This window comes from Flexivirga oryzae, from assembly GCF_014190805.1.
Lineage (GTDB): Bacteria > Actinomycetota > Actinomycetes > Actinomycetales > Dermatophilaceae > Flexivirga > Flexivirga oryzae.
In genome coordinates this window covers 65,392-85,689 of record NZ_JACHVQ010000004.1, presented here as the reverse complement: position 1 = coordinate 85,689, position 20,298 = coordinate 65,392, and the positions used below count along the sequence as shown (strand labels likewise).

The following is a 20,298-nucleotide window of genomic DNA, read 5'->3' as shown; positions in this document are numbered from 1 at the left end:
GGCGGACGCCCGGAACGCGGCCGTCCACTGCTCTGGGACACTGTGGATCATGCGTTCGCTTGCTGAAGCTCACCCGCCGATCGCGCTCGGCGCCCTGGACGGGCGTTACCGGGCCGCCGTCGCACCGCTCGTCGACTTCCTGTCCGAGGCCGCGCTCAACCGGCAGCGGGTGCACGTCGAGGTCGAGTGGCTGATCCACCTCACCCGGCAGGGCGCGGTGCCCGGCGTGCGCCGGCTGACCGACGACGAGATCAAGCAGTTGCGCGACATACCGCAGCAGTTCGACGTCGCCGACATCGCCGAGCTGGCGGACATCGAGCGCGAGACCGTGCACGACGTCAAGGCGGTCGAGTACTACCTGAAGCGGCGGCTGCCGCAGATCGTCGGCACCGACGACGCGGCCGGGCTCTCCGAGCTGGTCCACTTCGGCTGCACCAGCGAGGACATCAACAACCTGTCCTACGCGCTGATGGTGCAGGGCGCGACGCGCAAGATCTGGCTGCCACGCGCCTCGGCCCTGGTCGACCAGATCGCAGCGATGGCACGCGAACTCGCCGACGTGCCGCTGCTGGCACACACCCACGGGCAGCCGGCCACGCCGACGACCATGGGCAAGGAACTCGCGGTCCTCGCGCACCGGCTGCGCCGTCAGCTGCGCCGGATCGAGCGCGCCGAGTACCTCGGCAAGATCAACGGCGCGACCGGCACGTATGGCGCACACGTCGCCGCCGTACCCACGACCGACTGGATCGAGGTGTCCCAGCTGTTCGTGGAAGGCCTGGGGCTGGAGTGGAACCCGCTCACCACCCAGATCGAGAGCCACGACTGGCAGTCCGAGATCTACAGCGACATCTCGCGGTTCAACGCGATCCTGCACAACCTGGCCACCGACGTGTGGACCTACATCTCGATGGGCTACTTCGCGCAGTCGCGCGGGCAGGGCACCGTCGGCTCCAGCACCATGCCGCACAAGGTCAACCCGATCCGCTTCGAGAACGCCGAGGCCAACCTGGAGCTGTCCAACGGCATCTTCGACGTGCTGTGCCGCACGCTGGTCACCTCGCGGTTGCAGCGTGACCTCACCGACTCCTCGATGCAGCGCAACATCGGCACGGCATACGGGCACTCACTGCTGGCGATCGACAACGTCTCCCGCGGCCTGGCCGGGCTCGACGCGGCCCCGGAGAAGATGGCCGCCGACCTCAACGCCAACTGGGAGGTGCTCGGCGAGCCGATCCAGTCGGCGATGCGGGCCCTCGGCGCACGTGGCGTGCCGGGCATGGAGCAGCCGTACGAGCGGCTCAAGGAACTCACCCGCGGCCGGCGGATCAGCGAGGAAGACCTGCGCGAGTTCGTCCGCGGTCTCGGGCTGCCCAACACCGTCGAGGCACGTTTCCTGGAGCTCACCCCCGCCACGTATGTCGGGCTCGCGCCGCAACTGGTGAAGTTCCTGCAGGGCTGACTTCCGCCGGGCGGCCGGCCACCTCGGCCCGGGTTCGCGCATTCTTGATCGCAGCTTACTTGAACGGTCGATGAATTTACTAATGAAAATTGCGCGACGACACGCAGATTGAAAGTCAAGAACTAGTAAGTTTTTGACCTAATTACAGTCAAGCCGCTCCGGATTTTCGGGCGACGGTTCTAGCATTTCAAATACCCGAAATGACGAATTCGGGACATGGACGGCTGACTCACAGCAACGATCGACACGACCCAATTCATTGGACACGGTGTTCCTCTGTCGATCGCTGCTGCAGCATTTCTCACCTGCTGTGTTTTGTGCTGCTCACAAGCGCGCACTAATCCAGTAGAAGGCGACCACGGATCGTGCATCACGAATTCCGCATGTCGTCAATTGTTAATTCTGCCATCGCGCAATTGCGATGAACGCTGCGTGAAAGAGGTAAAGCCATGGCTTCAGTCGATGACCAATTGTTCGGTCAGACCTACCAGCAGATCCTGTCGAGCGTGCTGGGCGGCGAGAAGGAGAACTTCCAGCTGATCTACCCCTATCTGGACTGGTGGTGGCCCACCGCGCCGAGCGGCCAGATCGCCGCGCCCGCGTTGAGCCTGCTCAACTCGGTGCCGCAGTGGTCCGCCGTCGGTCAGTTCGACCCATCGGGTGCCACCCTGCTGAACTGCTACCAGCAGACGTTGCAACACGTGAACCCGACCATTCCGCCCGACCAGCAGCAAGCGGTCACCAATGCGCACAACCTGTTGGTCGCGGCGCAGAACCAGTACCAGAACGACCTGACCGCGCGGAATCAGGCCTGGGCCCAGGCGAAGTCCAGCAATCCTCCTGACGCACCCGCGCTGGTGTTCGCCGACTGGGCACTGCAGAGTGGCTGGACGGGCACCCTGGCCGAAGACACCAAGGCCACGGCCGTCGCGCAACGCAACTACGCCCAGGCCTTCGGACAGCAGAGCCCTGAGCTGACCCAGGCACTCGCTGCTGCCACGCAACCGGCGAATGTCACTCCGATCACGGCCGGTTGGACCGCCGTCAACCAGGGCGACGGCACCCTGGTACCCGCGCCGGCCTTCTCGATGAGCACCAGCAGTGGGCAGGACTGGGTCAACCTGCTCTCGCAGGGCGGCGGCAATCAGGTCACCATCAAGGTCGGCCAGGGCCAGGGCAGCTACGACTTCAGCAAGTCCTGGGCCGGCGGGAATGCCAGTTACGACGCCTTCTTCTGGGGTGTCGACGCCGATGGTTCCTGGGAGAAGTGGGATCTGGACGAGTCCGACGCGTCGGTCTCGGCCACGATCAGCCTGACCGCGACGAAGGTCCTGACGGCCCCCGGTGCCTGGTACAACGGCGGATACCTCAAGACGCTGGCCGGCGGCGGCAGCTTCTACAGCCCGTGGACCAGCACCGGCGGCTCCTCCCCGATCTTCGGCGAGGGCGGTCTGCTCCCGCTGCAGGTGGTCGGGCTGGTGGCCGGTTATCAGCCGTCCTACGAGATCACCATGAGCGCGAACACATACACCCAGCACTATCAGAAGTACGAGGCGTCAGCCGGTATTCGGATCGGGCCGTTCCGTTTCGGTGGTAGCGGCGGACACGAGTCCAACACCATCGAAAGGGCCGACTCCACGACCAGCTTCAAGGGAAAGTCGACGGCGACCTACCCGTTCCTGATGGGAATCATCACGGCGCAGCCAGGGATTTCCTGACCTCAGGTGAACACAATAATCCGGACCCGGATCGCATTTCCCGGGTCGGGGGATTCCGCCTGCATTTAAATGCCACATTTACTAGGAGGAGATTCTGATGGGTCGTCATGACAAAACCTGGCTTGTTGCCAATGGTGGCGACGGCGAGAGGTATTACGCGTACTGCAGGAAATACAGCGACGCCTTTGAGACCGCGTTTAAAGCCCAGGTAAGGGCACGGACCGGCGATTGCAGGACGGTTCACTGGTCGAACAGCGAACCCAGCAGCGGCACCGAGATCGAGCTCTAGGTCCGGTGCAGGATGTCATCGGCGTTGGCCGCGCTGGCCGAGGTTCTCACGGTGGAGCTCAAGCTCAACCCGCGCACGACCCACAGCGCCGCCACGTCGGTGACATCGACCATGCAACTACTGATCCCGGCCACCTCGTGGAACTGGCCGACGGACACCAACGGCACGAGTTCGGGCGCGTTGTACGACTTCTGCTCCTGGATGCCCGAGTCCGCCTCCGCTGCGCAACCGTTCACCCCGTCCACGATCCGGTTCAGTGACGGCTACCAGCAGTTCCTCAACGGTCTGCGGATCGATGGTTCGATCACGCACGCTCTCGAGAAGTTCTCCGACGACACGTATTACACGACCGTGCTGTATGCCGAGTCCGGGCAGCCGCGGCAGCCGGCGTGGAACATCTCGCAGTTCCCACAGGCCTGGCTGGCGGACGTCAGTGGCGACCCCTCGACGGGCGGGACGATTCACGTCACGCTACCGACTGCGGGAGAGCCCGGTGGTCCGGCGGACACCACCTGCTTCGGACTCGTCTCACCGGACGGAGCGGACAGGCCGGCGCCCCTGAGCGCCGGCCCCGGACAGTCCGTGGACATCCACGCCGACGCATGGGGCCAGATCTCGGTGCGCCCGGCCGGTTGGTACGACGGTGCGTTCCTCGCGCTGCGATCCGGCGGCCCGTTCAACCCCGGCATCACCGCCGATCAGTTCTTCGGCCCCAACGGCCTGCTGCGGAACATGCTCACCGGCCTGTGCGTCGCACTGAACCCCACGGTCACCGCATCGGTCACCGCGGACTTCGCCACCAGGCTCCGCGGCGCGCGCGAAGCCGGGTCCAGCCTGCGCGTGGGTGGGATCCGGTTCGACTCGTTCCAGGTCGGCACCCGCGTGGACCCGCGGAACGGCACCGTCCAGCTGACCGCGTCACCGACCAGCAACTCTCCCCACCCGGTCATCGTGGGTGCGATCGTCAGACGGGTCGGCAACCGGATCTGAGCGAGCGCCACCCGCAGCGAGCGGAGTACTCGCCGCCCGGCTCAAGGAACTCACCCACGGCCGGCGGATCAGCAAGGAAGACCTGGGCGACCCTGCAGGGCTGATCCGTCGTCGCCTACTGCGCGATGGCCGTGACCAGCGCGACGACGGCGAAGCCGGCGAGGACCACCAGTAACGCGAGGAGTCTGATCTTCAGTGGGGTCATCGGGCTTCCTGAGGTTCGTGCGCTGGACGGCGGCCGGTGGATTCACCGATTGTGACGGAGCGCGCGACTGTCCGGTTGCGCCCTGGTTGCCGAAGTCCTGACGAAATCCTGACCGTTCGGTCACCTGCAGGATTCCTTCGCATTGGCAGGGTCGGTGCCATGAAAATTCTTACCCCACGTTTCGGATTCGCCGTCGCCGCCGCCTCCCTCGCCACCGGGGCCGGACTGGCTGCGAGTCCCGCCGCGCACGCCGTCCCCACCGGGACCGCGTTCGTCGCCACCGCGTCCAGCATCCCGGACTGCGCGCTGTCGTCCCTGCCCGCCCAGGCCACCGACACCGCCGACCTGATCGAGGCGGGCGGGCCGTTCCCCTACCCGAAGAACGACGGCGTCGTCTTCGACAACCGCGAGGGTCTGCTGCCCTCCGAGGGGTCGGGCTACTACCACGAGTACACCGTCATCACGCCCGGCGCCTCCAACCGCGGCACCCGCCGGATCATCACCGGCGGCACCCCACTGACCAGTCCACCGGTCTGGTACTACACCGGCGACCACTACTCGTCCTTCTGCAAGATCACCGGGATCAACGGCGGCGGTTCCGGCGGCATCGCCGACTGCGATGCGTCGTCGGTGCCCGACGAGGTCGCCGACACCGAGGAACTGGTCAAGGACGACGGCCCGTTCCCCTACGACCAGGACGGCAGCGTCTTCCAGAACCGCGAGGGCCTGCTGCCGTCGGAGTCGTCCGACTACTACCACCTCTACACCGTTCCGACGCCAGGCGATTCGACCAGGGGTTCGCGCCGGATCGTCACCGGCGGCACGTCGCTCACCGACCCGTCGATCTGGTACTACACCGCCGACGACTTCGCGTCGTTCTGCAAACTGTCGGTGAACTGACCGGGCGCCGACACCGGTCATAGGTCGCCCCAGTGGGGACCTACGCGCGCCCGGGGGCGCCATACCCGCGCATACCTCCACACTGGGGCGACTCCGGCACACCACACACCCCGACACCGGTCATAGCTCGCCCCAGTGGGGACCTACGCGCGCCCGGGGACGTCATACCCGCGCATACCTCCACACTGGGGCGACTCCGGCACACCACACACCCCGACACCGGTCATAGCTCGCCCCAGTGGCGACCTACGCGCGCCCGGGGGCGCCATACCCGCACATACCTCCACACTGGGGCGACTCCGGCACACCACACACCCCGACACCGGTCATAGCTCGCCCCAGTGGCGACCTACGCGCGCCCGGGGGCGCCATACCCGCACATACCTCCACACTGGGGCGACTCCGGCACACCACACACCCCGACACCGGTCATAGCTCGCCCCAGTGGCGACCTACGCGCGCCCGGGGACGCCATACCCGCACATACCTCCACACTGGGGCGACTTCGGCACGCCCCGGCACGCTCCGGCACGCGCCGAGACTGCCCGAGAGCGCTCAGTGATACCCCCATGGGGTATTCTGTCGGTATGGCGTGAGCGGCGCGCGGGACCGGCCCGCTCGATCCACCCGGCGTTTGGAGGCAGGTATGGCGGGATACACCGGCACCAAGGACGAGTACCTCAAGCGGCTGCGGCGCATCGAGGGACAGGTCCGCGGCATACAGCGGATGGTCGAGGAGGACACCTACTGCATCGACGTGCTCACCCAGGTCAGCGCGGTGACCAAGGCGTTGCAGACGGTGAGCCTCGGCCTGCTCGAGGACCACGTCGGGCACTGCGTGGTCGACGCGGCACGTGAGTCCGACGAGGCGGCGCAGCAGAAGGTCCGGGAGGCCTCCGACGCGATCGCCCGCCTGGTGCGCAGCTGACCCGGTCGCCCCGAACACGCAACACCGACAAAGGAGAAGCCCATGACCATGACCGACATCCTGGTGCGCGGAATGACCTGCGGACACTGCGTCAGTGCGGTGACCGAGGAGCTGAAGACGATCGACGGCGTGCAGGAGGTGCAGATCGACCTGCACGAGGGCGGCGACTCACCGGTCGTCATCACCAGTGACGGCGAGCTCGACCCCGACGCGGTCGCCTCCGCCGTCGACGAAGCGGGCTACGAGATCGTCGGCTGAGGCCGACCGTTCCCGCGCCGACCGCGTCGCCGGCCGGACGCCGTCAGATGCTGACCGGGCCCTCGGCGCAGTTGAACTTCACCGACATCACACCCGGTGTGCCGTGCGGCGCGGCGAAATCGAAGTCGATCGCCGGCTCCCACTCGTCCCGGTCGACACCCGGCTCCCCGACCAGGCCCAGCCATTCACGCACCCGGTCCGGCGAGCCGGCGATCTGCATGCCGGCGAGCGCGGCGGTCGTCGGGCCCTCGGTCGACGGGTGCTCCTGACCTGCCGGCCACTTGATGAAGAACGGCACCTGCGGGTCGGCCATCAGACCGCGTATGCCGATCTGCTTCCAGCAGATCTCGACGCCGTCCGGACGGTGCCGGTTACCCGGGACCGCGCTGCGGCCGAGCAGCCGCTCGGCGATCGACATGTCCTCGACCTCGACGACCCAGCCGAGCCAGCCGCCGCCTGCCGCGGAGCGTGCGCGCACGGCCTGGCCGAAGGGTGCCTTGTCGGACGCCGGGTGGTCCAGCACCTCGACGACCTCGATGAAGCGGTGCTCCATCAGCGGGATGATCGAGTTGCGAGTGCCGAATCTCGGGTGCAGGCCGCCATCGACCGGCTCAACCCCCAGCAGCGCTCCGAGTCGCTTCGCCGTCGCGACCATTCCGTCGGGTTCTGCGGCAAAAACCAGATGATCAACTCGCATGAACCGATCGTGCCACTGTGGGTCGGGGCCGCTTTCAGCGGGTCCGCCGCTGCCGTACCGCCTCGTAAAGAATGATGGCGGCGGAGGTCGCGACGTTCAGTGAATTCGCCTTGCCAGTCATGGGGATCCGCACCCGCACGTCGGCCGCGCCGAGGGCTTCGTCGGTCAGCCCCTCCTTCTCCGTGCCGACCGCGATCGCCACCGGGCCGGTCAGGTCGACGTCGGTGTGCAGTTCGGTCGCGGCAGGGGTCGCTGCGACGACCCGGATGCCGCGTTCGCGAGCCCACCCGATCGTCTCGGCGGTGGTCGCCGTCGCCACCGGCACCGAGAAGACCGTGCCCTTGGAACTGCGCACCACGTTGGGGTTGCCCCAGTCGGTCACCGGGTCGGCCGCCACCACCGCATCGACGCCCGCGGCATCGGCAGTGCGCAGCATGGCGCCGAGATTGCCTGGCTTCTCGACGCCTTCGGCGATCAGCACCAGCGGGTCCGCCGGGAGCACCAGTTCGCGTGGGGTCGCGCCGACCGAGGGGACCACGGCGAGGAAGCCGTCCGCGCCCTCCCGGTAGGCGACCTTCTCGAACGCCGCCCGCCCCAGCCGAACGACCTGGGCTCCCACGTCCCGCGAGCGCCGCACGACGTCGTCCTGCGCGTGCGGGTCGGCCATCAGCTCCGGGCAGGTGTAGAGCTCGACCGGGCGCACGCCGGCGGCGAGGGCGAGCGCGAGCTCGTCATACCCCTCCAGCAGGGTGCGCCCCTCCTGCTCCCGGCGCCGGCGGCGGCGCAGGGCGACGAGCGTCTTCAACCGCGGGTTCGCCGCCGAGGTGATCGTCTGCTCGGTCACGTCACACCAGCTGCCGGAGTATGACGGCAGCGCCGTCCTCCTCGACCGGGAGCGTCACCTCGTCGGCGACCACCTTGACCTCGTCCGGCGCCTGGCCCATGGCGACGCCACGCGCCGCCCAGTGCAGCATCTCCAGGTCGTTGGTGTGGTCGCCGATGGCGACCGTGTCGGCGGGCTCGACGTGCAACTGGCGTCGGACCTGTTCCAGTGCGGACGCCTTGGAGACGCCTTCGGGGTTGACGTCCAGCCAGGCCGTGTAGCCGACCGCGTAGTTGACCCCGTGCAGCCCGAGCCGGTCGACCAGCCGCGCGAAGTCCTCGGAGGTGCCGCTCGGGGAGCGGAAGGTGAGCCGGGTGGTCGGCACCGTGCCGAGGTCCTCCCACGCGAGTACCTCCACCGGGCCGACCAGTTCGCCGTCGGGGAACTGTGCGCTGACCTTGGTGCCGACGCCCGGGTCCTCGACCCCGACGACCGCGTCCGGCCAGGCGTCCTTGAGCAGGGCGAGCACCGGGGTGGCGTCGAAGGTGACCTTGTCGACGATCTCCCAGTCGGCGCCGTGCAGTGTCGCGGTGACCGCACCGTTCGATGTCACCGCGAATCCGCCTGTCAATGAAAGGCGTTCGATGACCGGCACGGCGCCGATAATGCTGCGGCCGGTTGCGATCACGACGTGATGGCCGGCGTCGGCAACGGCCCGGACCGCATCCCTCACCCCGTCACTGAGGTGGCCGTCGTGGTGGAGCAGAGTGCCGTCGATGTCGAGAGCGACCAGTTTCTTCTGCACGTGAACAGACTATGTCGAGACGCGCCCCTGCCACCGAGAGGCTCACCAACGCCCGACAGGCCCAGAAATACGCGCCCCACGAGCCCCACGGGTTGTCTGTGTCTGAGCCTCGGTGATAGGTGGGCCTGTCGGTGAAAGGGTGCTACTCGGTCCCTGCGCGCAACGCCTGGCGGAAGCTCATCTTGTGCGAGGTCTGCAGCAACGCGCGGCGGTACATCCGCTCGGCGAGCCGCAGGATCGCGTAGGCACCGGCCAGCGCGAGCACGAGCGACGCCGCCGCCTCCCACCACGCGGTGCCCCCGGTCAGAATGCGGGCCGGCATGGCGATCGTGGAGAAGATCGGCACGAACGACAGCACGGTCTGCGCCGTCCCTGTCGCGAGGATGCCGCCGAAGAAGACGATCGCCACCAGCGCCGTCATCGGCGCCGACGTGGACTGCACGTCCTCGGACCTGGTGGCGAGTGCACCCACCACCGCCCAGAGCGCGGCAAGTGCCAGGAAGCCGACCAGGAAGAACGGCAGGAACCACCCGATGCCGGGCGCCAGCTGGTCGAGCAGATCGGCGTTGTCGGTGACGAGCAGTCCGCCCACACCGACGAGGGACAGCAGCACCACCTGGGCCAGTGCGAGCACGGTGTTGCCGACGATCTTGCCGATCAGTAGCTGTCGCAACGGGATCGCCGAGGCGATGATCTCGACGATGCGGTTCTGCTTCTCCTCCACGACGCTGTTCGCGATGGCCATCCCGAACAGCAGCGCCGCCAGATAGAACAGCATGCCGAAGACGACGCCGCCGGCTCTGGCCGTCCCCTCGTCGTCACCGCCGGGCTGCAGCAGGTCGTAGGACAGGTCGGCGCCGCGCTGCAGGTCGGCCAGCGTGGTGCCGGCCGCTGCCGCGTTGCGCCGGACCGCGTCCTGCTGCACCGCCTGGCCGAGATAGGTCGCCAGCTCCGTGGTGCGGCTGGACTTGCCGACCAGCCGCCAGCCGTCGCCGGCGCGCAGCAGACCCGCGTCGGCCTTGCCTGCGGTCACATGCTTCTCGACGTCCGCGGCGGAGGTGGCGGCCACCGGCTGCAGGTCCAGCTTGGCGTCCGCCGACTTCGCCAGGGCCGACGCGGACGCGACGATCGACGAACCGGCCGATCCCTGCACCGCGATCTTCTTGGTCTCGGTGTGCCCGGCGAACACGAACTGTATGCCGATGGCGGCGACCACGAGCACCAGCATCAGCGCGGTGGAGACCAGGAAGTTGCGGTCGCGCAGCTTGACCGCGACCTCGCGTGCGGCGACGAGGCGCCATACCGAATGTGTTGTGGTGTCGGTGGTTCCGGCGCTCATGTGGCTACCTCCGCGGTGACCTCGCGGTAGATATCCGCGACGGACGGCACCAGTTCGGCCAACTCCCGCACCGGGCCGCGGCGCATGGCTTCGGCGAGCAGGCGGTCGGTGTCCGACGCGGCGGCCAACTGCACGATGGCGGTGTTGCCGGCGACGTCGACGGTCCGCAGCCAGTCGAGGTCGCGCACCCAGCCGGCGTCGCTGCCTGCGACGAGGCGGTGCCGGACGGGGCCGCTGCGGCGCAGTTCGTCGGCGGCTCCGTTCGCGACCAGCCGGCCGTGGGAGAGGATGACGATGCGGTCACAGAGGCGTTCGACCAGGTCCAGTTGGTGTGAGGAGAAGAGCACCGGCACACCTGCGACGGTGAACTCCCGCAGCAGCCCGACCATGTCGTCGACCGCGGCGGGGTCGAGCCCGGAGAACGGCTCGTCCAGCACCAGCATCTTGGGCCGGGAGATCACCGCGGCGATGATCTGGACCCGCTGCTGGTTGCCGAGCGACAGCGTCTCCAACTTGTCCTTGGCACGTTCCCCGAGGTCGAAGCGGGCCAGCATCTCACCCGCACGCTCGCGTGCCTCCGAGCGCGAAACCCCGTGCAGTTGCGCGAGATAGACCAACTGGTCGAGCACCGGCTGCTTGGGGTAGAGCCCGCGCTCCTCGGGCATGTAGCCGAACTCGCGCCGGTCCCGGGCGGTGATCTCCCGGTCGTCCCACCGCACGTGTCCACCGCTCGGGGCGAGGACGCCCATGATCATCCGCATGGTGGTGGTCTTGCCGGCGCCGTTGCCGCCGACGAAACCGACGAGATGCCCGGCCGGCACCTCGAAGCTGACGTCGTCGACCGCGAGCGTGTCGCCGAACCGGCGGGTCAAGCCGTCCAATCGCAGCATGGCTCCATCACTTTCGTCAGTTCTTGTCCATTCACGTCGACCGTATGTCGAGGGGCTCGCGGGTGGATCCGGCGCAGGGCGGAGATGATGGGGCAAGGCTCCGCCACCGGGCGGAGCATGCTCAGCGGCCCAGGTCGGCAAGCAGCGCGCGTCCCGCCCGACCGCTGACCACGAACTGCGAGCCGTCGGCCAGCAGGAGACGGGCGCCCGGGCCACCGCTGAGGATCAGCGCAGTCGTCCCTCGGCCGGTGCGGCGCCAGCCCCAGCCGCCGAAACGCAGTGGGGCGATGTCGATGGACTCAACCTTGCGGATGTCGGCGATGTCGATGGTGCGCCCGGGCACCGGAACCAACCGGAGTTCCACCTGGTTCTGGCCGATCCGGATCTCGCCGTACATCGACGCGATGAGCGACCCGACCATGATCAGTGCGGCTCCGACGATGACCTGCCAGATGCTTGCCGACCCCGCGAGTGCGAAGCCGAGAACCACCACGCCGGCGAGCGCCACGACGACCCCGACGCCGGTGATGACCTTGGAGTGTTCCCGATAGACCTTCACGCGCCTGCTCCCTTCACGTCTGCCCTCGACGGTAGACGGCCCCCGTTCCCAGCGGATCCGGCGGGAGACGGAGTTTCCGCGGACCCCGTCATCCGAGCGGCGGGCTGCGCCGCCCGTCCGCGTGCCGGCTCATCCGCCCGGACGCAGCAGCCCGGTCTCGTAGGCGAACACGACCGCCTGCACGCGATCTCGCAGGTGCAGCTTCGACAGGCAACTGGACACGTGGGTCTTCACGGTCGCCTCACCGAGGAAGAGACGTTGCGCGATCTCGGCGTTCGCCAGCCCTCTGCCCACCAACTCCAGCACCTCGCGCTCGCGCGGGGTGAGGCGGTCCAGCGCCCTCGCGCGCTCGCCGTCCACGGCGGCGGGAGCGGCCTCGCTCATCCGCTCGATCACCCGCAGGGTGACCTCGGGTGCGAGCAGCGCGTGCCCCCGGGCGACCGACCGGATCGCCTCCACCAGGTCCTCGGGGTCGGTGTTCTTCAGCAGGAATCCGCTTGCCCCCGCACGTAATCCGTCGAAGAGGTAGTCGTCCCGGTCGAAGGTCGTGAGCAGCACCACCTTGGCCAGATCGTCGGCGACGATCTGCTCGGTCGCGGCGATCCCGTCCATCACGGGCATCTGCACGTCCATCAGCACCAGGTCGGGCCGAAGGCGTCGTACCAGCTCCACGGCCTGGGCACCGTCGGCGGCGTCGCCCACCACGTCGATGTCGTCCTCGACGGACAACATCATCGCGAAGCTGCTGCGTACGAGTCGCTGGTCGTCGACCACGACGACCCGGGTGGGCCGGGCGGGCGGCGTGTCGTCCGTCATACCTGCACCTCTCGGGGGCGAATCAGTGCGTGCTGCAAGCCTATCCGGCCGTTGCTCAACCGAACGGCAGCCGCACCCGGACCCGGTAGCCCGCGGTCTGGCGTGGCCCGACCTCCACCTCGCCGCCGAGCGCTGAGGCGCGCTCGCGCATGCCGACCAGTCCGAGGCCGGTGCCGCCGGTCCCGGTTCGGGCGTGCCCGTCGTCGAGGATCTCGACCTCGGCATACGCCCGATCCGCACGCTCCCCGAACCGGGTCACCACCGACGCGCGTGTCGCCGTGCTGTGCCGCTGCACATTGGCCAGCGCCTCCTGCACGGTGCGGTAGATGGCCAGCCCGACACTCGGTGGTGCCGTCGCGGCGCGCGGCGGCTCGGTGTCCGCGACCGCGTAGTCGACGGTGAGCCCGCTCGTCCGGTAGTCGTCGATGAGTTGGCCCAGGTCATCGAGCCCCGGAGTCGGCGCGCGGTCGGGCTCCGGACCCGAACGCAATGTGCCCAGCAGAGAACGCATCTCGGTGACGGCGGACCGGGAGGAATCCTCGATGCCGGCGAGCGCCTCCCGCGCCGCCTCCGGCTGTTTGGCGAGCACCCGGCGTGCTGCACCGGCCTGCACCCCGATCACCGACACGTGGTGGGCGACCACGTCGTGCAACTCCCGGGCGATGCGCAGCCGCTCGGCGTCGACGGCCTTCTGCCGCAGCTGCTCGGCCTGCTCGTCGATGGTCCTGGCCTGCAACTCCAGCTCGGTGCGCCGCCGCAGGTTGCGCCATTCCAGGATGCCGAGCAGCACCGCGCCGCCGAGGTAGATGACATTGGTCAGGATCGTGATGATGGTGGCGCCCAGCCACCCGGGGACGAGCTGCGAGCCGCCCGGCCCGGCATACCCCTTGATCGCCAGCGCGTAGGCGACCCAGCCGGCGAGGACGAGCAGGCACCCGCCGACCACCCAGCCGCCGATCACCCGGTGCCGGCTCCACGCCGTGCCGGAGTAGATCGCGAAGAGGTAGACGAACTGGATCCCGAGGGTCGTCGTGAGCTGGCCGTCGAGTTGTCCGGTGACGACCCAGGCGCAGGTCACGAACGCCGTGGCGCTCAGCGGGAAGCGCCGCCGGACCACCAGCGCGGCGCAGGGGATGACGACATACAGGTATTGCAGCCGCAGATCCGTCTGGTCCTGCGCGAGCGCGCCGACGGCCCGGTAGGCCTCCGTGCACGCAGCGGCGACCACCAGCCACAACAGCGCCACCGGGGCGTCCAGGCGCCACCACCTGGCGGGCAGCGGACGGGTCCAGCTGTCGTCGATGGTGAGCGTATGACGCCACGAGTCGGACACACCGTGAGGTTATCCAGTGGTGTGCGGCCTGGCCTCCGTCGGACGACGGAGATGCCGGGGGCTTTTCAGTCCGCGTTCAGCATGACCCGCGACACTGCGGCCACTCAGCGGATGTGCAGGGGGCAGTGATGTGGGTCCATGATGCGGTGTGGATGAGCACCCGGACGGTCGCGCGATGAGCTTCAGGTACAAGGTCAGGGGCGCCTGGGACGATCAGTTGCCGCCGGACCTGCGTGAGCCGTATGCCGGTGCGCGTGCCAAGGCCAGCGCGTCCGGGGCGGCGCCGCTGGGCGTGTGCGGAGCGACCATTTTCGGTTTCATCCTGCTCCTCGCTGCCGTCGCGATCGCGAAGACCGCACTCGTCGGACCACAACCGCCCAAGACCGCGTCCAACCTGCTCCTCGGCGGGGTCGTCGTCCTCGCCTTCGCTCTCGTGGCGCTGCTCGTCTTCCGATACGCGTGGATCCGCTACTCCTGGGCGCGCCAGGTGAGGGTTCTGACCGGCGTCAACGCGCTCACCTGGGACGTGACGAAACCACTGCCCACCCGCGGCCGCCCCGACATACCCCTCGGTCGTCAGGGGTGACGCGACCTCACGCGGGCCAGATCACGTCCGTGCCGAGGAACGGCTGCAGCGCGGCCGGCACCCGCACGGAACCGTCGGCCTGCTGGTGGTTCTCCAGCAGCGCGACGATCGGCCGGGTGTCGGTGAGCATGGTGCCGTTCAGCGTCGCGACGAACTCGGTCTTGCCGCCCTCGCCGCGCTGGCGGATGTTCAGCCGGCGCGCCTGATAGGTCGTGCAGTTGGAGGTCGAGGTCAGCTCGCGGTACTTGCCCTGCGTCGGCACCCACGCCTCGCAGTCGTACTTGCGGGCCGCCGAGCCGCCGAGGTCACCCGCCGCCACGTCGATGACGCGGTAGGGCAGCTCCAGGCCGTCCAGCAGGCGCCGCTCGATGCGCAGCAGGTTCTCGTGCTCCGCGACGGCCTGTGCCGGGTCGCAGTAGATGAACATCTCGGTCTTGGTGAACTGGTGCACCCGGAAGATGCCGCGGGTGTCCTTGCCGTAGGAGCCCGCCTCGCGCCGGTAACAGGTCGAGGTGGCGGTGTAACGCAGCGGGCCGCCGCTCAGGTCGATGATCTCGTCGGTGTGGTAGCCGGCGAGCGCCACCTCGCTGGTGCCGGTGAGGTAGAGGTCGGCCGACTCCAGGTGGTAGACGTCCTCGTGCGCGTCCAGGTAGCCGGTGCCGCCCATCGTCGCCGGGCTGACCAGCGTCGGAACCACCAGCGGGGTGAAGCCCTCCTCGGCGGCGATGCTCTGGGCGTAGGCCATCAGCGCATTGGACAACCGGGCACCGGCGCCCTTCAGGAAGTAGAACCGCGAGCCGCTGACCTTCGCGCCGCGCTCCATGTCGATGGCGCCGAGCTTCTCGCCGAGCTCCAGGTGGTCCGACGGCTCGAAATCGAACTGCCGGGGCTCACCGACGACCTCCAGGGTGACGAAGTCGTCCTCACCACCGGCCGGCACACCGTCGAGGACGATGTTGTCCAGCTCGCGGATCAGCGCGGTGAACTCCTTGTCCTCCTGGTCCGCGGCGGCCTCCCGCCGCTTCACCTCGGCCGCGAGTTCGGCGGCCCTGGCGCGTGCCTCGTCGGCCTCCTTGGCGAGTACGTCGACGTCGTCCGCCCCCGCCTTGCGGGCGGCGTTCAGCTTGCCCATGGCGGCACCGACCGACTTGCTGACCGACTTCTGCTGGGAACGCAGGCTCTCGAACTCGGTGATGGACGAGCGACGCTTCTCGTCGGCTGCGAGCACCTGGTCGACCAGGGACTCGTCGGCGCCGCGGGCACGCTGGCTCGCACGCACGAGGTCGGGGTTGTCACGCACTAGCTTGATGTCGATCACGACAGGCAAGGCTACGCGGCGTGCCGCAGCCTTGTGCAACCCGATAACGTCACCCGGAGTCGAAGTGACCTGTCAGTAGCGAGGAGGGTGGCACCGGTGAAACGGGCCGCGGTCGTGGTCAACCCCACCAAGGTCAAGAACCTGCGCACCCTGCGGGACCAGCTCACCGCGGTGTTCCGGGGCTATGGCTGGGCACCCCCGCTGTGGTACGAGACCACCGCGGCAGAGCCCGGCACGACCCAGGCGTATGACGCCCTCGCGCACGCCGTCGACCTCATGGTGGCGCTCGGCGGCGACGGGACCGTGCGGTGCGTGGCCGCGCCGATGCTCGGCACCGGCACACCGCTCGCGGTCCTGGCCGGCGGCACCGGGAACCTCTTCGCCCGGCAACTGGGGCTGCCCGTGGGCCGGTATGCCGACGCGCTGCGCATCGGTCTGTCCGGGCAGGACACCCCCGTCGACGCGATCCGCATCGATGTGGACACCACCGGAGCCGGCAGCTTCGACACCGGGCACATCGGCCTGGTGATGGGTGGCGTCGGCCGTGACGCGGACATCATGGCCGACACCACCGAGCGGCTGAAATCCAGACTGAGCTGGGCGGCATACCTCGTGGCCGGCCTGCGGCAACTGCGCCACGAACTCTTCCCGGCCAAGATCGCCTTCGACGACCAACCGGCCTTCGCGAGCGAGGTGACGGCGGTGCTGGCGGGAAACTGCGGCATCCTGCAGGGTGGCCTGCGGCTCATGCCGGACGCGGTCGTCGACGACGGTCTGCTCGATGCGGTCGTCGTCCGCGGCGGCGGGCTGCGCTGGGCGCCCGTGCTCGGCAAGGTCGTGGCACGCTCGCGCACCGACTCGGTGCACTTCCGGCGCGCCCAGTGCGCCGAGATCACCGTCCGGGTGGACCCGCCGCAACGCGTCGAGGTGGACGGCGATGTCATCGGCGTTGCACACTCGGTGCGGTTCAGCGCCGACCGCGGCGCCCTGACCGTGCGCCTGCCACGCGGATGAACCGACACTTCCGCTTCGCCAGCAGGCACCAATTGGCCGCGCCCCGGGACGCGGTCTTCGACGTGCTCGTCGACGCCGAGCGCTGGCCGACGTGGTGGCCGCAGATCCGGTCCGTCATCCCGTATGACGACACCCACGGGCGCGCCGAGATCCGCAGCGTCCTGCCGTTCACGCTGCGCATCGAGCTCACCTCCGAGATCGCGGACCGTGAATCCGGTGTGCTGCGAGCCAGTTTGACTGGTGACCTGGTCGGGTGGTCCGAGTTCGTCATACACGCGGCTGGGCAGGGGACTGCGCTGGAGTACTCGCAGGAGGTCGACCTGCGGTTGTCCGGCCAGCTCGGCCGGGTCGCGTGCTCGGCTCCGGCCCGACCGTTGCTCATCGCCAACCACGCGCTGATGATCCGCCGCGGCATGCACGGGCTGCAGCGGGCGGCCGCCGGTTAGTTCAGGGCTGTCAGACCCGGGTGGCTCTGTGCGGGGTGCAGCAGCCTGCCGGTCACCCACTCGATCCCGGCAGCGGTCTCCTCGGGAGTGCCGGACGGGTGGATGACATGGCTGAGCACGGTCCGCACCACGACGTCGATGGCCGTCTCCAGATCGTCCGGGCCGAGTGCCAGGTCGAAACGCCGCAGCCCGCCGATCACGGTGTCCTTGGCGATCGTGAGTAGCTCCGAACTGTCGGTGGTCAGCAGCGGCAGCAGCTCGGAGTCGGCGCCGCGCGAGCCCGCGACCACGCCGCGCAGCAGTGGGTTCTCCCGGCCGAGCCGGAGCACCGCCAGGGACGCGTCGTGGATCGCGGCCACCGGGTCGTCCGGATTGGCGTCGAACGCCCCGGTGACCTGGGTGAGGAAGACGTTCAGCTCGGCCAACACCAGCTCCCGTGCCAGGGACGGCTTGTTGCCGAACGTGTTGTAGACCGACTGCCGTGACACGCCCACCTCGTCGGCCAGACGCGCCATCGTGACCTTGGACCAGCCGTCGGCGATGGTCATCGCGGCAGCGGCACGCAGCACGCGGTCGCGCAACGTTTCACCGCCGGTCGGAGTGGTCACGACCGCGATTCTAGACATCTGTCCGATCGGGTACCTGTCGAATCCACGGATCGGGGAACACCTTTCGCGGACCGTGCCCTGGGGCAAGACACGTGACAGCGGCTGCTCGAGCCGCTCCGTCCCGGTGCCGGTTCGGCTGATGCAGGGTGATGATCCGCGGGGTTGTCCTGCGAATGCACAGCGGAGATGTTCATAATCGGACAGGTGGGGGTCGGCCCGATCCGCACGCGCCGACGATCCGAGGACCTTGCATGCAGACCCGCACGTCCCGTCGCCGATCCCGCACCTGGGGCGGGGTCGCGATCGCCGCGGGAGCGGTCATCGCGGTGGCCGGTGGCGTCATACTCGTGATCGGGCTGCAGCACGACTCCGGTGAGCCAGCGGCGCTCCCGTCGACCTCGGCGACCGTGCCGTCGACGAGCAGCGCGGGCACCAGTTCGCGCGCGGCCACCAAGTCCTCGAAGGCCAGTGCGTCGTCGGCGCCGTCGCCGAGAACGAGCTCGAGAACTGCGACGGCCCTACCGAAGCCCACTAGCAACAGCACCCCTGTGCCGATCGCCAATCCCGCTGGGGCAGCGTGCATTCCGAAGAGTCTGAGCGTGTCGAGCATCGGCATCACGGGCGAGCAGATCGTTGCCATGGGCACCAATTCGCAGGGCCAGATCTACCCGCCGGCGCACACGACGATGTGGTACGACCGCTCGGCCCAACCCGGCCAGGACGGCATCTCGGTGATCGCCGGTCACGTCACGTATGACGGGCCGGACAACTTCTACAACCTGCGCAACGTCTCGGTCGGCACCCGGGTGACCGTCGTGTGCGCGAACGACAAGGTGGTCAACCTCGAGGTCACCCACATGGAGTCGATCCCGAAGGACAAGCTGACGACCGACCAGCGGGTCTGGGGCGGCAGCTCCACTCCCGTGGTCACCCTGGTCACCTGTGACATCAACTCGCCGATGGTCGCCGGGCACCACCTGAACAACTTCGTGGTCTGGACCCGGCCTGCCGCGTGAGGGGTGGCGGGGTTGGCGCGGCGGCGCGGGCGGTCGCGGTGCGGGGCGGGCGGCCGCGGTGCGGGGCGGGGCGGGCGGCCGCGGCGTCATACCGGAGTCGCCCCCGGGGGGACCTATGCGCGCCCGAAGCCGAGAACCGGTACGCCACTCCCCACTGGGGCGACCTATGACCGCCCGGCACCCCGGAACCGGTCATACGTCTCCCCCGGGGGCGACCTATGACCGCCCGCGGCCGAGAACCCGTACCGCACTCCCCACTGGGGCGACCTACGAGCAGCCGGCACCCCGAAACCCGGACACACACCTCCCCCGGGGGGACCGATGACCGCCCGAAGCCGAGAACCCGTACCGCACTCCCCACTGGGGCGACCTATGAGCAGCCGGCACGCCCCAAGCCGCGGCGTCAGTGCCGCTCGGGGGACGCGGGGTAGACCCCCAGGATCTTCACGTCGGTGGTGAAGAAGCGCAGCTCGTCGAGCGCCCGCTTGAGTTCCGGGTCGTCCGGGTGGCCGTCCACCTCGCTGAGGAACTGCGTGGCGGCGAACCGGCCGCCGACCATGTACGACTCCAGCTTGGTCATGTTGATGCCGTTGGTGGCGAACCCGCCGAGCGCCTTGTAGAGCGCGGCCGGGATGTTGCGGACGTTGAAGATGAAGCTGGTCACCATGGGTCCGGAGCCACGCGGCGGCACCACGAAGTCACGGGACAGTACGACGAACCGGGTCGTGTTGTGGTCCTCGTCCTCGATGTCCTCGCGCAGCACGTCGAGCCCGTAGATCGATGCGGCGAGCGGGGGGCTGATCGCGCCCATCGTCGGGTCGGCGGCTTCCGACACCTCGCGTGCAGCGCCGGCCGTGTCACCCGAGATCACCGGCTCCAGGCCGAGTTCGCGGATCACGTTGCGGCACTGGCCGAGCGCGTGCACGTGACTGTGCACGGTGCGCAACTGGTCGATGGACGCTCCCGGCACCCCCATCAGGGAGAACCGGATCCGGTGGAAGTGCTCGGCCACGATGTGCAGGCTGCTGGCCGGCAGGAAGTGGTGTATGTCGGAAACGCGTCCCGCCAGCGAGTTGTCGATCGGGATCAGCGCCAGATCGGCGTCCGGCCCGCCGTCGTCGGTCAGCTCCACGGCCGCGAAGACGTCCTCGAACGACGCGCACGGCACGGCCTCCAGGTGGGGGTATTCGCGTTCGCACACGGCGTGCGAATTGGAGCCGGGTTCGCCCTGGTAGGCGATGCGTCGAGGTTGGATCACTCCCGAAGTTTACGAGCGCCACCACTGGCGGGAACGGCGG

22 protein-coding genes are annotated in these 20,298 nt (G+C 68.7%); 10 read left to right on the top strand and 12 right to left on the bottom strand.

Translation table 11 applies throughout. The features are described from left to right. Positions 1–49: 49 nt before the first annotated feature. The 6 genes from purB to FHU39_RS19575 all read left to right on the top strand — a co-directional run bounded on the left by purB (position 50) and on the right by FHU39_RS19575 (position 6,750). Positions 50–1,462, top strand: coding sequence for an adenylosuccinate lyase (purB, locus tag FHU39_RS19600; RefSeq protein ID WP_183322424.1), 1,413 nt, complete (start codon positions 50–52; stop codon positions 1,460–1,462). Between the two features lie 449 nt (positions 1,463–1,911). After that, on the top strand, positions 1,912–3,180 hold the full coding sequence (locus FHU39_RS19595; RefSeq protein WP_183322423.1) for a hypothetical protein: 1,269 nt from the start codon (positions 1,912–1,914) through the stop codon (positions 3,178–3,180). Between the two features lie 301 nt (positions 3,181–3,481). Then, positions 3,482–4,459 (top strand): hypothetical protein, encoded by a 978-nt coding sequence (locus tag FHU39_RS19590; RefSeq protein WP_183322422.1) that lies wholly within the window; start codon positions 3,482–3,484, stop codon positions 4,457–4,459. A gap of 364 nt (positions 4,460–4,823) precedes the next feature. Beyond that, positions 4,824–5,564 (top strand): guanyl-specific ribonuclease, encoded by a 741-nt coding sequence (locus FHU39_RS24420; RefSeq protein ID WP_281379813.1) that lies wholly within the window; start codon positions 4,824–4,826, stop codon positions 5,562–5,564. A 646-nt stretch (positions 5,565–6,210) separates the two neighbouring features. Next, on the top strand, positions 6,211–6,492 hold the full coding sequence (locus FHU39_RS19580; protein ID WP_183322421.1) for a metal-sensitive transcriptional regulator: 282 nt from the start codon (positions 6,211–6,213) through the stop codon (positions 6,490–6,492). 42 nt (positions 6,493–6,534) lie between these two features. Continuing rightward, positions 6,535–6,750, top strand: coding sequence for a heavy-metal-associated domain-containing protein (locus FHU39_RS19575; protein ID WP_183322420.1), 216 nt, complete (start codon positions 6,535–6,537; stop codon positions 6,748–6,750). Between the two features lie 43 nt (positions 6,751–6,793). On the opposite strand, the gene FHU39_RS19570 is transcribed toward FHU39_RS19575, so the two are convergent. The 8 genes from FHU39_RS19570 to FHU39_RS25085 form a co-directional block, all read right to left on the bottom strand. Beyond that, positions 6,794–7,447: a VOC family protein gene (locus FHU39_RS19570; RefSeq protein ID WP_183322419.1), complete on the bottom strand. Its 654-nt coding sequence runs from the start codon at positions 7,445–7,447 to the stop codon at positions 6,794–6,796. 34 nt (positions 7,448–7,481) lie between these two features. Continuing rightward, entirely contained in the window at positions 7,482–8,291 is an 810-nt protein-coding gene (locus FHU39_RS19565) for a TrmH family RNA methyltransferase (RefSeq protein ID WP_183322418.1), read from the bottom strand. A 1-nt stretch (position 8,292) separates the two neighbouring features. Continuing rightward, positions 8,293–9,075 (bottom strand): HAD hydrolase family protein, encoded by a 783-nt coding sequence (locus FHU39_RS19560; protein ID WP_183322417.1) that lies wholly within the window; start codon positions 9,073–9,075, stop codon positions 8,293–8,295. Positions 9,076–9,217: 142 nt separating this feature from the next. Then, a complete protein-coding gene (locus FHU39_RS19555) occupies positions 9,218–10,414 on the bottom strand; it encodes an ABC transporter permease (protein WP_183322416.1) in 1,197 nt (398 codons plus the stop codon). Beyond that, positions 10,411–11,304 carry an ABC transporter ATP-binding protein gene (locus tag FHU39_RS19550; RefSeq protein WP_183322415.1) on the bottom strand — a complete coding sequence of 298 codons (894 nt, stop codon included), beginning with the start codon at positions 11,302–11,304 and terminating at the stop codon, positions 10,411–10,413. Before FHU39_RS19550 ends, FHU39_RS19555 begins: the two co-directional genes overlap by 4 nt. 121 nt (positions 11,305–11,425) lie before the next feature. After that, a complete protein-coding gene (locus tag FHU39_RS19545; protein WP_183322414.1) occupies positions 11,426–11,863 on the bottom strand; it encodes a hypothetical protein in 438 nt (145 codons plus the stop codon). 129 nt (positions 11,864–11,992) lie between these two features. Continuing rightward, complete coding sequence (locus FHU39_RS19540) at positions 11,993–12,679, bottom strand: response regulator (protein WP_183322413.1); 687 nt, start codon at positions 12,677–12,679, stop codon at positions 11,993–11,995. A gap of 55 nt (positions 12,680–12,734) precedes the next feature. Next, positions 12,735–14,012: a histidine kinase gene (locus tag FHU39_RS25085; RefSeq protein WP_183322412.1), complete on the bottom strand. Its 1,278-nt coding sequence runs from the start codon at positions 14,010–14,012 to the stop codon at positions 12,735–12,737. Between the two features lie 175 nt (positions 14,013–14,187). Here FHU39_RS25085 and FHU39_RS19530 point away from each other — a divergent pair, with 175 nt between their 5' ends. Continuing rightward, positions 14,188–14,598, top strand: coding sequence for a hypothetical protein (locus FHU39_RS19530; protein WP_183322411.1), 411 nt, complete (start codon positions 14,188–14,190; stop codon positions 14,596–14,598). Positions 14,599–14,605: 7 nt separating this feature from the next. Here FHU39_RS19530 and serS read toward each other — a convergent pair whose 3' ends face one another. Continuing rightward, complete coding sequence (serS, locus tag FHU39_RS19525) at positions 14,606–15,916, bottom strand: serine--tRNA ligase (protein ID WP_183322410.1); 1,311 nt, start codon at positions 15,914–15,916, stop codon at positions 14,606–14,608. A 96-nt stretch (positions 15,917–16,012) separates the two neighbouring features. On the opposite strand from serS, the gene FHU39_RS19520 reads away from it, so the two are divergent. Both FHU39_RS19520 and FHU39_RS19515 read left to right on the top strand, forming a co-directional pair. Next, entirely contained in the window at positions 16,013–16,930 is a 918-nt protein-coding gene (locus tag FHU39_RS19520) for a diacylglycerol kinase family protein (protein WP_183322409.1), read from the top strand. Next, positions 16,927–17,376 (top strand): SRPBCC family protein, encoded by a 450-nt coding sequence (locus FHU39_RS19515; RefSeq protein WP_183322408.1) that lies wholly within the window; start codon positions 16,927–16,929, stop codon positions 17,374–17,376. The genes FHU39_RS19520 and FHU39_RS19515 overlap by 4 nt, the downstream gene beginning before the upstream one ends. On the opposite strand, the gene FHU39_RS19510 is transcribed toward FHU39_RS19515, so the two are convergent. Next, positions 17,373–17,984, bottom strand: coding sequence for a TetR family transcriptional regulator (locus FHU39_RS19510; RefSeq protein ID WP_221185739.1), 612 nt, complete (start codon positions 17,982–17,984; stop codon positions 17,373–17,375). The two genes, FHU39_RS19515 and FHU39_RS19510, sit on opposite strands and share 4 nt — an antisense overlap. Before the next feature lie 190 nt (positions 17,985–18,174). Continuing rightward, positions 18,175–18,567: a hypothetical protein gene (locus tag FHU39_RS19505; protein ID WP_183322406.1), complete on the bottom strand. Its 393-nt coding sequence runs from the start codon at positions 18,565–18,567 to the stop codon at positions 18,175–18,177. 16 nt (positions 18,568–18,583) lie between these two features. Here FHU39_RS19505 and FHU39_RS19500 point away from each other — a divergent pair, with 16 nt between their 5' ends. Further along, on the top strand, positions 18,584–19,000 hold the full coding sequence (locus FHU39_RS19500; protein ID WP_183322405.1) for a sortase domain-containing protein: 417 nt from the start codon (positions 18,584–18,586) through the stop codon (positions 18,998–19,000). Positions 19,001–19,403: 403 nt separating this feature from the next. Here the strand turns inward: FHU39_RS19500 and FHU39_RS19495 are convergent, their stop codons facing one another. Beyond that, the gene (locus FHU39_RS19495) at positions 19,404–20,258 is read right to left on the bottom strand and encodes a prephenate dehydratase (RefSeq protein ID WP_183322404.1); all 855 of its coding nucleotides are present in this window, start codon (positions 20,256–20,258) and stop codon (positions 19,404–19,406) included. Between the last annotated feature and the right edge of the window lie 40 nt (positions 20,259–20,298).